This window comes from Streptomyces sp. NPDC056987 (assembly GCF_042673865.1).
Taxonomy (GTDB): domain Bacteria; phylum Actinomycetota; class Actinomycetes; order Streptomycetales; family Streptomycetaceae; genus Streptomyces.
On the sequence record NZ_JBHURV010000029.1, the window covers coordinates 1 to 14,553 of the forward strand.

A 14,553-nucleotide genomic window follows, 5' to 3' on the forward strand; every position below is an offset into this window, starting at 1 on the left:
TCCATCATCAGCCTCCAGGTCGTCTCCCGCGCCCGCCGCGCCGGACTCGCCCTCTCCTCCCGCGACGTCTTCCTCCACCCCACCATCTCCGCACTCGCGACAGAGCTCGATGAAGCAGGTGCCGAGGCGGACGACAGCGGAGCCCAACAGGGCCTCGTCCTGGGGCCGGTGGCGCCGACTCCGGTACGGGAGTGGTTCTTCGGCACCCATCCGGTGGCCCCGGAGCACTACAACATGTCGACGGCTTTCGCCCTGCCCGCCGATGTCGACCTCGACGCCTTGCGGACAGCGGTCGGTGCCCTGCTGGACCACCACGACGCCCTGCGCTCCACGTTCCTCCGTACGGTGGACGGGACATGGGCCGGGCATCTCGTTGCCGCCGTGGACCTGGACGCCGTCTTCACCGTCCATGACCTGCCCTCCGTACCGGACGAGGACGCTGACTGGCAGGCCCTGGCGACCCGTACGAAGGCGGGGCTGGACCTCGAACACGGGCCGCTCGTACGCTTCGTGGTGGGCAGGCCGGGCGAGGGCGGTGGCCGGCTCCGTCTGCTGATCACCGCGCACCATCTGGTCATCGACGGCGTGTCCTGGCGCCTGCTGCTGAGCGATCTCGCCACGGCGTACGACCAGGTCGTATCCGTCGGGGTGACCGATCTCGGGCCCAAGTCGACGTCCGTGCGTTACTGGGCGGACCGGCTCAACGGCCATGTCCAGGCGGGCGGGTTCGGCGAACAGGTCGAGTACTGGCGGTCGGTGACGGCGTCCGCGGCATTCGAGTTGCCGCTCGACACACCGGGTGGCGGAAACAAGGTCGCCGACCAGGCCGCGGTCATGGCCCATCTCGACGCGGACGAGACCCACGCGCTCCTGCACCAGGTGCCGGGCCGGTTCCGTACGCAGATCAACGACGTGCTGCTCGCCGCCCTCGCCCGTGTGCTGCGTACGTGGACGGGCGCGGACCGGGTCGCGGTCAACCTGGAGGGGCACGGCCGGGAGGAGATCTTCGACGATACGGATCTGACCCGTACCGTCGGCTGGTTCACTTCCATCTACCCGGTCGCCCTCACGCTTCCGGATCAGGAGTCCGACGGCGCCGAGGAGGACTGGCCGGCGACCATGCGGTCGGTGAAGCGTCAGCTCAGGTCCGTACCGGATCGCGGTGTCGGATACGGCGCCCTGCGCTACCTCAGTGGGGATCTGGCCGACGACCCGGACCCGCGCATCAGCTTCAACTACCTGGGGCAGTTCGGCGGCACCGGCGAGTCCGCCGAGAACAGGCTGCTCGGAACGTCGCTGCCGGCGGTCGGCCCCGAACATGGGCCGGAGCAGGAGCGTAACCACCTGATCGACGTCGTCGCCGTAGTGGACGAGGGGCGGTTCGTCGTCACCTGGTACTACTCCGCGGCGGTCCACCGGGAATCAACCGTCGCCGCCCTGGCGGAGGGCTTCGTCGCCGCACTGCGGAGTGTGTGCAGGGGCTGAGACCCGGTCGGCCTCTCACTCCGGTCGAACCGAACTTCATCAACTTCATCAACCTCATCAGTCCAGGAGAAGCAGGCCCCCGCCGTGTTCGGCGGGGGCCGGAAGGTTCTCCGCCGGTCGTTCATTTGTCATGCGTACAGGGAGATATGAGATGAGCACGCCACCGTCGAGGGAAAGCCGGATCAGCGCCCTGCCGGAGCACATGCGGGCTCTGCTGCGCGAACGGATGGCCGGCCAGGCGGTGGCCCCTGATGCGGATGCCATCAAGCCCGTGGACCGTGGAGCCGAGCTGCCGGCGTCCTTCGCGCAGCGACGGTTGTGGTTTCTGGAGGAGTTCAGCCCCGGGGGTGTGGAGTACAACTCCGGCCTCGCGCTGCGGATGACGGGGATCCTGGACATCGGTGCGCTGGAACGGGCGGTTGCGCAGATCGTCGCGCGGCACGAGGGGCTGCGTACGACATTCGACTCGGTGGACGGCCGGGTGATCCAGGTGGTCCACCCGCTGATGACCATTCCGGTCGAGTATCTCGACCTCTCCCGGGCTGGGAAGAGAGATGCGAAGGACTGCCACGGTGACGCGGAGTATGACGGCGGCGCTGACATCGATGCCACTGCCACTGCCACTGCCACTGCCACTGCCGATGCTGATGCCTCTGCTGATCGGATCCTGCAAGAGCGTCTGCTCACGCCGTTCGATCTCCGGGGCGGCCCGCTCTTCCGGGTGCTGGTGGTGCGGCTCGCCGCCGACCGGCATGCCCTGCTGCTCTCGATGCACCACATCATCAGCGACGGCCGCTCGCTGGACGTACTGACCGGAGAACTGGCCACGTGCTACGCGGCGGCACTGCACGGCGACGACGCGGAATTGCCGGAACTGGCCATCCAGTACGCGGACTACGCGTCCTGGCAGCACGACCGGCTCACCGATACCGAACTGGCCGACGGCCTTGCGTACTGGCGGGACCGCCTGGCAGGCATGGAGCCGCTGGAACTGCCGACGGACCGGCCCCGGCCGACGGTACGGAGCGGTGCGGGCGCCGTGCACACCTTCGCCGTTCCGTCCGAGCTGGCGGCAGGACTGACCAGGCTCGGCCGGGAGCAGGGCGCGAGCCTGTTCGTGACGCTGACGGCGGTCACACAACTTCTGCTCGCACGGTACAGCGGACAGGACGACGTCGCCCTGGGCACGGCGACGGCGGGACGCGACCGTGCCGAGCTGGAGAACCTGGTCGGCTTCTTCGTGAACACCCTGGTCCTGCGGTCGCATGTGGACGGCGGAGAGACGGTCGGCGAGTTCCTGAGGGCAGTGAAGAACACCGTACTGGAGGCGTTCGACCACCAGAAGGTGCCCTTCGACCGCGTGGTCGAAGCCGTGGCTCCCGAGCGCGATCCCAGCCGCATGCCGCTCGTCCAAGCCATGGTGGTGCTCCAGGGTGCGACAGGCCCGACGCCGGACTTTTCCGGGCTGCGCATCGAGCCCATGAGCGTGTCGCGAGACGCCCTTCCCTTCGACTTCATGCTCGAATTCGAGGAACGTGAGGGTGAGTTGCTGGCGGCCGTCGAATACAGCACGGATTTGTTCGATGTGGGGTCTGTGGAGCGGTTGGCGGGGCATTGGGTGGAGTTGGCGGGTGGGTTGGTGGCTGGTGGTGGTGGGGCTGTGTTGCGTGGGGTGTCGATGGTGGGTGGTGTGGAGTTGGAGTCTGTGGTGGGTGTGGAGTGTGGTGGGGTGGGTGTGGTGTCGGGTGGTTCGGTGGTGGAGGTGTTTGCGGGGCGGGTGGCTGTTTCGCCGGGTGCGGTGGCGGTGGAGTGTGGTGGTGTGTCGTTGACGTTTGGGGAGTTGGATGCGCGTGCGGAGGGTTTGGCGCGGGTGTTGTGTGCGGGTGGTGTGGGGGTGGAGTCGCGGGTGGGGTTGTTGTTGGAGCGGTCGGTGGATGTGGTGGTGGCGATGTTGGCGGTGTTGAAGGCGGGGGGTGTGTACGTTCCGTTGCATGGGGGGTATCCGGAGGAGCGGGTGCGGGAGGTGCTGGGGCGGAGCGGCTCTGTACTGGTGGTGACCGATCGGGATGTGGAGCGGGTCGGTGGGGTGCGGGCGGTGGGTGTGGGCTCCTTCGGGGTTCGGGGGACTGGTGGTGTAGTGCCCGTGGTTTCGCCGGGTTCTTTGGCGTATGTGATGTTTACGTCGGGGTCGTCGGGGGTGCCGAAGGGGGTGGGGGTGACGCATGGGGATGTGGTGGCGTTGGCTGCTGATTCCCGTTGGTCGTCGGGTGCGCATGAGCGGGTGCTGTTCCACTCCCCGCATTCTTTTGATGCGGCGACGTATGAGGTGTGGGTGCCGTTGCTGAACGGCGGCACGGTGGTGGTGGCCGAGGCCGAGCTGTCGGTGGGTGTGGTGCGGGATGCGGTGGGGCGTGGGGTGACCGGGGTCTTTCTGACGAAGGCGTTGTTCGATCTGCTGGCCGAGGAGGATGCGGGGTGTTTCGGGGGGCTTCGTGAGGTCTGGACAGGGGGTGAGTCTGCCTCGGGTGCGGCAATGGCGCGGGTGCTGGACGCATGCCCGGAGCTGGATCTGGTGCACGTCTACGGGCCGACCGAATCGACGACGTTCGCCGTGTGCGGCCCGGTGACCGGTGCGGATGCGGCGGGTGCGGTGGTTGCGTTGGGTGGTCCGATGGATGGTACGTGGGTTTATGTGCTGGATGGTGGGTTGTGTCGGGTGGGTGTGGGGGTGCCGGGTGAGTTGTATCTGGGTGGTGCGGGGCTTGCGCGGGGTTATGACGGTCAGGGTGGTTTGACGGCGGAGCGGTTCGTGGCGGATCCGTTCGGTTCCGGTGGCAGGCTCTACCGGACGGGTGATGTGGTGCGGTGGCGTGGGGATGGGCGGTTGGAGTTTTTGGGGCGGCGGGATGGTCAGGTGAAGATCCGGGGGTTCCGGATCGAGTTGGCGGAAGTCGAGGCAGTTCTGTCGCGTTATGCGGGGGTGGGGCGGGTCTCGGTCGTGGTCCGTGAGGACCGTCCGGGTGCCAAGCGCCTGGTGGCGTACCTCGTTCCGGCCGGTGTGGCGGACGCGGTTGTGGTTGCGGAGGTGCGTGCGTATGCGGCTGGGTTGCTTCCGGAGTACATGGTTCCGTCGGCTTTCGTCGTGCTGGAGGGCCTGCCGTTGACGGTGAACGGCAAGGTCGATGTCCGTGCGCTGCCCGCGCCCGATCTGGCTTCCGCCGCCTCTGAGTACGTTGCCCCTCGTACCGAGACCGAGCAAGCCCTTGCGGCGGTGTGGTCGGAGGTGCTGGGTGTCGGGCGGGTCGGGGTGCACGACAACTTCTTCTCCCTCGGCGGCGACTCCATCTCCAGCCTCCAAGTCGTCTCCCGGATCCGCGATGCGTGCGGTGCGGCCCTGTCGCCCCGGGCGCTGTTCGACCAGCCGACCGTGTCCGGCCTTGCGCCCCTCGTGACGGGTGCGGCGAGCACCACCGTCGGCGCGGCGATCACTCCGGCACCCAGGGACGGGGACCTGCCCCTCTCGTTCGCTCAAGAACGCCTCTGGTTCCTGGACGAGTTCGCGCACGGCAGCGTCGAGTACAACGTCGTGGAAGCACTGAGACTCACCGGGCCCGTGGATGCCGGCGCTCTGCGCTCCGCTGTCGCCTCGCTCGTCAGCCGGCACGAGGCGCTGCGCACCACGTTCGACTCCGTCGACGGACGGGGTGTGCAGGTCGTGCACGGGCCGGTGGACCTTCCGGTGTCCTTCCGCACCGTCGATCCGAGCGGCTGTCCCGGCGCGCTGGACGAGTTGGTGCGCCAGGAGGCCGCCACCCCGTTCGACCTGCGCACCGGCCCGCTGCTGCGGGTCCTGCTGATGCCGGTCGCCGAGGACGAGCACGTTCTCGTCCTGTCGGTGCACCACATCGTCACCGACGGCTGGTCGATGGGTGTGATCGTCCGCGAACTCGGCATCTTCTACGACGCCGCCGTACACGGTGAGCGCGCAAGCCTGCCCGATCTGCCCTTGCAGTACCCCGACTTCGCCCTGTGGCAGCGCCGGCGGCGGCCCGAGCTTGACGAGCAACTCGGCTTCTGGCAGCGGACGCTGGACGGTCTCGAACCGCTCGACCTGCCCACCGACCGGCCGCGTCCCGCCGTTCGTACCTCCGCCGGTTCGCTGTACGCCTTCGACGTGCCCGAGGCACTGTCGCGCCGTCTGCGTACCGTGGGCCAGGAGCAGGGCGCCAGCCTCTTCATGACGCTCACGGCCGTCACCCAACTGCTTCTGTCCCGGTGGACGGGGCAGCGGGACATCGCCGTCGGTACCGCCGTCGCGGGACGTGAGCGGGCCGAGCTGGAGAACCTCGTCGGCTTCTTCGTCAACACCCTCGTGCTGCGCTCGCGGATCGACGAGTCGCGCTCCTTCGTCGAGCTGCTCGCCGACTCACGCGCGACGGTGCTCGACGCCTTCGCCCACCAGGACATCCCGTTCAGTGTGCTCGTGGACGACCTCGCCCCCGGGCGGGACACCAGCCGCACCCCCCTCGTGCAGGCCATGGTGAGCCTCCAGAACACCCCGGACGGACAGCCGCTGACCCTGGCCGGCCTGGAGGTGTCACCGCTCGAAGTGGAGCGCGAGACCGCGCAGTTCGACATCACCTTCGGGTTCCGGGAGGACGTCGGCACCCTGCGGGCCGGTGTCGAGTACAACACCGACCTGTTCGACGCCGCCACCGTCGAGCGGCTGGCCCGGCGCTGGCTGTATCTCGCCGAGGCGCTGCTCGCATCTCCGGCCGCTCCGCTGTTCGCCGCCGACGCGCTGCCCGCCGCCGAGCGGTCCGCCCTGACCGGCGCGAACGACCGTACGAGTGCCGACGTGCCGGGACTGTCCGCCCCGGCCCTCTTCGGAAAGTGGGTCCACGCGACCCCCGATGCCCCGGCCGTACGGTGCTCGGAGGGCCCCGAGCTGACCTACCGCGAGCTGGACGAGCGGGCCGGCCGGCTGGCCGGGTATCTTCTCCGTACGGGTATCGGGCCGGAGTCCCGCGTGGCCCTCCTCCTGTCGCGCTCCGTCGACCAAGTCGTCTGGGTGCTCGCGGTGTTGAAGGCAGGGGCGACGTACGTCCCCGTGGATCCCTCGTATCCCGCCGATCGGGTCGGCTACATCCTCACCGACTGCGACGCCGAGCTGCTGATCACGCATGAGTCACACGCCGCCGCCCTGCGGGACACGGTGGCGTATCACTCGGGGGCCGGGCCGCTCCCTGTGCTCGCCCTTGATGCCCCCGATGTTTCCGATGCCCTCGACACACCCGTCACTCCGGGCACTCCGGGTGAATCGGAGGCCGGGGAGGTCCCCCTCTCCGCCGGCGCCTACGTGATCTACACCTCCGGCTCGACGGGGCGCCCCAAGGGTGTGACCGTCACCCACGCGGGGCTTGCGAGCCTGGCCGCGACCCAGGCGGAGCGGCTGGGGGTGGGGCCGGGATCGCGGGTTCTCCAGTTCGCCTCACCCGGGTTCGACGCCTCCTGGTGGGAGCTGTCCATGGCGCTGCTGACCGGCGCCACCCTGGTCGTGGACGGACCTGGCCCCGGCGCCGGAACGAACGGGCCCTCCAATGGGCCCTCCAACGGGCCTTCCACCGACTGGGGCACCACGCTCGGCCCCCTCGTCGCCGCCTGCGACGTCACCCACGCGACCCTGCCGCCCGCCCTCGTCGCGGCGCTGGACCCCGCCGACCTGCCGCCCACACTCGTGGTCGCCGGGGAGGCGTGCCCCGCCGAGACGGTCGACCGCTGCGCGCCGGGCCGGACCATGGTCAACGCGTACGGGCCGACCGAGACCACCGTGTGCGCCACCATGAGCGCCGCACTCGCAGCGGGCGACGGTACGCCGCCCATCGGCACCCCGGTCGTCCACACCAGGACCTACGTCCTGGACGCCTGGCTGCGCCCGGTCCCGGTCGGTGTGCCCGGTGAGCTGTACGTGGCGGGGCACGGGCTCGCCCGCGGTTATCTCGGCCGGCCCGGGCTCACCGCGGGGAGCTTCGTCGCCGACCCGTTCGGCAGCGGTGAGCGGCTGTACCGTACCGGGGACGTGGTCCGCCGCCGTACGGACGGCGAACTGGAGTTCGTCGGGCGCGGCGACGACCAGGTCAAGGTGCGCGGCTTCCGGATCGAACCACGCGAGGTCGAGGGCGTGTTGAGCCTGCACGCGTCGGTCGCCCAGGTGACCGTCGACGCCCCACCGGTGGTACGGAGCGGGTCCGGAGGCGGTGGCCCGGCCGGAGCGGCGGCACGGCTCGTCGCCTATGTGGTGCCCGTCGAACCGGGCGGGGTGGATGCGGCCGCGCTCCGCGAACACGCGGCGGCCGTGCTGCCCCACTACATGGTGCCCTCGGCCTTCGTCGCACTGGACCGGATCCCCCTCAACGCCAACGGGAAGGTCGACCGGGCCGCCCTGCCGGCCCCCGGCGCTGCCGCCGGCGCGGAGGACGGTACAGGCGACGGTACGGGCGACGGCGGATACGTCGCGCCTCGGGCGGGCCTGGAGGAGGTGCTCGCCGGGATCTGGGCCGAGGTGCTGGGCGCCGAGCGGGTCGGCGCGCACGACAACTTCTTCGATCTCGGCGGCGACTCCATCCTGAGCATCCAGCTCGTCGCGAAGGCACGCCGCGCGGGCATCGGGATATCGTCGCGGGACGTGTTCGCCCGCCAGACCGTGGCCGCGCTCGCCGCTTTCGCCGCCCGCGCGTCCGTCACCGGGCCCGATCGTGCGGGAGCGGCCGAAGTCCCCGCAGATCAGGGCAGGTTGAGCGGGCCTGTCGCGACCACGCCGATCCGGGAGTGGTTCTTCGCCACGCATCCGCTGGACCCGGGGCACTTCGCCATGTCCATGGCCTTCGAGCTGCGGGACGGGACCGACCCGGCCCTCCTCCGGGAGGCCGTGCGCGCGGTGCTCGCCCACCACGACGCGCTCCGGACGTCCTTCACCGGTGGCTCCGGCGGAGCTGTCACCGCCCGGATCCTCACCGAGGCCGACATCGACACGGTGTTCCAGGAGTACGAGCTGTCGGGCGAGCCCGATCCGGAGGCCGCCTGGCAGGAGATCGCCGCCGGGGCCCCGGCCCGCATCGGGCTCGGCGGGCCGCTGTTCCGTGTGGTCGTCGGCCTGATGGGCGGCGGGGGCGCCATCCGGGTCCAGTTCACAGCACACCACTTGGTGGTCGACGGGGTGTCGTGGCGTGTCCTGCTGGCGGACATCGAGACGGCTTACGAGACGGCACGGACGGCTTACGAGACGGCACGGACGGCTTCCGAGATGCAGGCGTCGCCGTCCGGCCGCAGAGCCGATCTGGGCCGTAAGACCACCTCCGTACAGCAGTGGGCCGACCGCCTCGCCGCGCATGTCGCCTCCGGTGGCTTCGACGCGCAGGCCGGCTACTGGCGGTCGGCCCTCGAAGGCGCCACGACCGAACTGCCGCTGGACACACCGGGTGGCGCCGACACCGTGGCCGACGAGCGCACCGTCCTGTGCGCGCTGAGCGCGGCGCAGACCGACGACCTGCTGCACCGGGTGCCCGCCGTGTACCGGTCGCGTACGAACGAGGTCCTGCTCGCCGCCCTGGCCCGCACCCTGCGCGCCTGGACCGGACGGGACCGGGTCGCGATCGATCTGGAGGGCCACGGACGCGAGGAGCTGTTCGAGGACATCGACCTCACCCGTACCGTGGGCTGGTTCACCTCGCTGTACCCGGTGGCACCCCAACTTCCGCCGGGGGAGGACTGGAAGGACAGCATCACCGCCGTCAAGGAGCAGCTCCGAGCGGTGCCCGACCGGGGCATCGGTTACGGAGCCCTGCGCCATCTCGGTGCGGCAGGCTCCCCGGGAGAAGCGCTGCGCACCCTGCCCAGCCCCCGCATCTCCTTCAACTACCACGGACAGTTCGACGCCGTACGGGAACGGGGCGACGGGGACGGTCGGGCCGACAGCGAGGGGCTCTACCGCGCCGAACTCCCCGACGCGGGAGGGGATCGCGGCGGTCGGGAACGGCGCAGCCACCTCCTCGACGTCGTCGGCGGGATCGAGGAGGGCCGGCTGACCTTCGCCTGGACCTACTCACCGGGTCTCCACCGGGAGGAGACCGTACGGATCCTCGCCGATCGGTTCGCGGCCGAACTGGCGGACTTCGTCGAGCACTGCGCCGAGCCCGGGGCCGGTGGATGCAGCCCCGCCGACTTCCCCCTGGTCACCCTCGGCCAGGACGAGACGGACCAACTGGCGGGCGACGGGCGGAACGTGGAGGACATCTATCCGTTGACGCCTCTCCAGGCAGGGATGCTGTTCCACACGCTGGCCGAGCCGGACTCCTCCGCCTACCTGGAACAGTTCGCCTGTGTACTGGACGGGGTGACCGACCCGGACGCCCTGGCCCGCGCCTGGCAGCGGGTGGTGAACGCGTCGGACGCTCTGCGGATCTCCGTCGCCTGGGCGGAAGTTGACCATCCCGTGCAGATCGTCCACCGCCGGGTGCGACTGCCCGTCGACGTACAGGACTGGACCGGCTGCTCGGACGCGGAGCACGCCGGGCGGCTGACCGCCGCGCTCGCGGAGGAACGGGAGCGCGGGGTGGACCTCGCCGAGCCCCCGTTGACCCGGGTGGTGCTGGCCCGGCTCTCCGGCGGGCGCGTACAGCTCGTCTGGACCTTCCATCATCTGCTGCTGGACGGGTGGAGCAGCGCCGCGCTGCTCGCCGACGTCATCGCCGAGTACGCGGCACTCACCGGCACCGCAACCGCACCCGCACCCGCCCCCGGACAGGTGTCCGCATCCGCATCCGCCCCCGGACACGTGTCCGGTCCGGCGCCGCGCGGCCCGTTCCGGGACTATCTGAGCTGGCTGGCGGAGCGTGACCACGCCCAGGGGGCGGCGTACTGGCAGGACCGGCTGGCCGGCTTCACCGAGCCGGTGGCACTCCCGTACGACCGGCCCGCCGCCTGGCAGCACCGTGGCCGGTCCACCGCGCGCACCGAGGTTCCGCTGTCCCCCGAGGCGGCCGTTCGGGCCACCCGGTTCGCACGCCGCCATCGGATCACCGTCAACGCGGTGGTCCAGGGTGCGTGGGCGCTGCTTCTCGCCCATCACGGGGGTACGGCGGACGTGGTCTTCGGCGCGACGGTCTCCGGGCGTCCGGCCGAGCTGCCCGGAGCCGGGGAGATCCTCGGGCTGTTCATCAACACCCTCCCCGTACGGGTCGACGTGGACCCGTACCGCAGCCGCTCCGCCTGGCTGGCCGGGATCCAGGAGCACGCGTCGGAGGCCGGGCAGCACGAGTATGTCGCCCTCCGCGACATCGCGACCGAACTGCCCTCGGGCACCGTCCTCTTCGACAGTCTGGTGGTCTTCGAGAACTACCCGGCCGACCCGGACGCCGCCACCCGCCACGGTGTGGCCCTGCGCGATGTCGAGGCCGTCGAGGCCACCAACTATCCGCTCACCCTGATCGCCGGAGCCGACGGACCCGGCCTGAGCCTCACCCTGGCCTACGACCCGAGCTTGTTCGACACCGCCACGGCGGACCGCCTCGCCGCTCACCTTGTCCGTATGGTCGAGGAGTTGACGTCCGGTACGGATCTGCCGCTGGGCGACATCCCGCCGGTCTCCCCGGAGGAGGCGCGCCGCGCGGCCGGCTGGGGTACCGGCCCGGCCGCGGCGGCGCCCGTACCGCTGGGGGAGTGGTTCGCCCGGCGCGCCGCGGCGCACCCCGAGGCGGCGGCCCTGGCCTTCGGCGGCGATGAACTGTCCTACCGTGAGCTGGACGAGCGGGTGAACCGTCTCGGGCACCTGCTGCGCGCACGGGGAGTACGGGTCGAGTCCCGGGTCGCGGTGCTGCTGCCGAAGTCGGTGGAGTGGGCCGTCGCCGTGCTCGCCGTGGTGCGCGCGGGCGGTGTCTACGTTCCGGTGGACCCCAAGTGGCCTGCGGAAAGGCTGCGTTACGTCCTCGACGACTGCGGCGCCACGCTGCTGCTGACGAACCGTCATCAACTGGCTGTGCAGTACTCAGACGAGGCCGGGACCGGCACCAGGACCGGAGCCGTACCCGGGTCCGGCGGGACGGCGTGGCTGGCCGTGGACGATCCGGCGGTCGTCGGGGAACTCGCACACCTCCCGGTGGCGGCACCGGACGTCGCGGTGCCGGCCTCGGCCGCGGCGTACGTGATCTACACATCGGGTTCGACCGGGCGGCCGAAGGGCGTGGTCGTACCGCACACCGGACTCACCTCGCTCGCCCGGTCGCTGGTCGGCCGCGACACGGTGGCCGGGAACCCGGGAGTTCCGCGTGGCGCGGACGGCGCCGAGGGCACGGACGGCGCCGCCGGCCCGGGCGGTTGCTCGTCCGACGCGTCCGCCCGTGTCCTCCAGCTCGCCTCGTCGGGCTTCGACGCGTCCGTACTGGAACTGCTGCTCGCCTTCGGCGGCGGCGGAACGCTCGTACTGCCCCCACAGGAAGGGCCGTTGGCGGGAGAGGAACTGGCGCGCGTGCTGGAGGAGGGCCGGGTCACCCATGCCCTGGTGCCGCCGACCGTGCTCGCCAGCATCCCCCCGGGCCGGGCGCCCGGGCTGCGTACGCTGCTGACGGGCGGCGAGGCGTGCGACGCCGGACTGGCCGGGCACTGGGCCGGCGGACGGACCATGGTGAACGCCTACGGCCCCACCGAGACCACCGTCGTCGCGACGATGAGCGGGACCCTCCTCGGCGGCGAGGACGGCGGTACGCCACCGATCGGCGCGCCGGTGTCCGGGGCCGCCGTGTCCGTACTCGACCGGCGGCTGCGCCCCGTCCCGGTCGGCGTTCCCGGTGAGTTGTACGTGGCGGGCGCCGTGCTGGCCCGCGGCTATCACGGTCGCCCCGGGCTGACGGCCGCCCGGTTCGTGGCGGACCCGTCCGGCGGCGGACGGCTGTACCGGACCGGCGACCTCGTACGGTGGTGCGCGGACGGCCAGTTGGAGTACGTGGGCCGCGCGGACGACCAGGTGAAGATACGGGGCCTGCGGATCGAGCTGGGCGAGATCGAGGCGGTGCTGGCCCGGCACACCGCGGTGGAGCGGGCGGCGGTGACGGTGCGCGAGGACCGGCCCGGCGCCAAGCGCATCGTCGCGTACGTCGTTCCCCGCGCCGAGGGCGAGGTGCCGGCGGGAGACGAACTGCGCGCGTTCGCGGGCGCGTCGCTCCCCGAGTACATGCTGCCCGCCGTCTTTGTCACACTGCCGGAACTGCCGGTCAACGCCAGCGGAAAGACCGACCGCCGGGCACTGCCCGCCCCCGACGAGGACGCCGACCTCGCCGCCGCGTACACCCCGCCCCGTACCGAGACCGAACGGACCCTGTGCGGGATCTGGGCGGAGGTCCTCGGCGTCGAGCGGGTGGGCGTCCACGACAGCTTCTTCGCGCTGGGCGGTGACTCGATCCTCAGCATCCAGGTCGTGTCACGGGCCCGCCGCGCCGGACTGGAGCTGTACTCCCGCGACGTCTTCGTCGGGCAGACCGTGGCAGGGCTCGCGGCGGAGGCGGACGCGACCCGCGCCGCGGCCACCCCGGCCCCCGCGGCGGAGGAGACCGAGGCGGGGCCGCTGCCGCCCACTCCGGTCGCCGAGTGGTTCTTCGCCACGCACACCGAGGATCCGGCCCATTTCGACATGACGATGTCCTTCGAACTCGCCCCCGACACCGATGAGTCGGCGCTGCGACAGGCGGTCGCGTCCCTGCTCGGGCGCCATGGCATGCTGCGCGCGGTCTATCACGAGGAGAGTTCAGGACCGGCGGCACCCGCTGCAGCCGACCGGGTGGGCCGGTCCGGGCGGATCCTCGAACACATCGACCAGGACACGGTGTTCACCGCCCACGACCTCAGCGCCGCCCACGATCCGGCAGCGCCGGCATCAGCGGAGGGTGTGCTGGAGGCGCGCTGGGATGCCCTGGTCCGTGAGGTACAGGCAGGATTCCGGCTGGAGTCGGGGCCGCTCTTCCGTGTCCTGTTCGGCACCAGGGGCCCGGGCCTGGCCCCCTGGCTCACCGTTGTCGCGCACCATCTCGTGGTCGACGGTGTGTCCTGGCGGATCCTGCTGGACGATCTGGAGGCGGCGTACGCCGAGGCTCAGGCCGCCCCTTCCGCCCCTTCCGCCCCTTCCGCCGGTTCCGACGAGTGGGCCCGTGCGGTCGTACCCCGGCCGAGGACGTCCTCCGTACGGCAGTGGGCCGAACACCTCGCCCGGCATGTCGCGGAGGGCGGATTCGACGGTCAGCTCGACCACTGGCGGGCGGCCACCGATCCGGCCGCGGTCCCGCTCCCCGTGGATCGGCCGGGGGCACCCAACACCGGTGCCGAACTGACCGCCGTCGCCGAGACCCTCGGTGCCGGGCGGACGCACGCGCTCCTCAACCTGGCCCCCGGCCGGTACCGCACCCAGATCAACGACGTCCTGCTCGCCGGGCTCGCCCGCACCCTCGCCACCTGGACCGGCCGGGCCCGTACCGTCGTCGACATGGAGAGCCACGGGCGGGAGGACCTGTTCGACGACATCGACCTCTCGGGCACCGTCGGCTGGTTCACCGCCATCCACCCGGTCGCGCTGGAGGCCTCCGCCGACAGCGGCTGGGACGCGACGATCCGGGCGGTCAGACGGCAGCTCCGGGCGGTCCCCGACCACGGTGTCGGGTACGGTGCGCTGCGCCGCCTCAGCGCCCCCGGAGCCCCGGGCCGCACGCTCGCGGACGCCCCCGAGCCGCAGATCAGCTTCAACTATCTGGGCCGCTTCGACCTGGCGGGCGGACGCGGCGGTGAAGGGCTGCTCCGCTCCGAACTGGACCTTTCGGGAAGGGACTTCAGCCTGTCGGAGGAGCGTTCGCATCTGATCGATGTGGCCGCGGTCGTCCAGGAAGGGCGGCTCACGGTCACCTGGTCCTACTCCTCGGCGATGTACGACCGGAAGACGATCGCCGAACTGGCGGCGGCGTACACCCGCGCCCTCGCGGAGATCGCCGACGGCTGCACGGTGAGGTGAGGTGAGGTGAAGTGGGGTGTGTC

At 71.2% G+C, this 14,553-nt stretch carries 2 protein-coding genes; both read left to right on the forward strand.

Going from position 1 to position 14,553, the window contains the following annotated elements; genetic code table 11:
• Positions 1–1,485, forward strand: a 1,485-nt coding sequence (locus ACFTZC_RS28755; RefSeq protein WP_382894562.1) for a condensation domain-containing protein, incomplete at its 5' end; no start/stop codon positions are given.
• A gap of 151 nt (positions 1,486–1,636) precedes the next feature.
• A complete protein-coding gene (locus ACFTZC_RS28760) occupies positions 1,637–14,530 on the forward strand; it encodes an amino acid adenylation domain-containing protein (protein ID WP_382894564.1) in 12,894 nt (4,297 codons plus the stop codon).
• The last annotated feature ends 23 nt before the right edge of the window (positions 14,531–14,553 follow it).

What these genes read in the sequence shown, in the direction of transcription:
- ACFTZC_RS28760 (WP_382894564.1), top strand. Translation starts at nt 1,637, where the DNA reads ATGAGCACGCCACCGTCGAGGGAAAGCCGGATCAGCGCCCTGCCGGAG.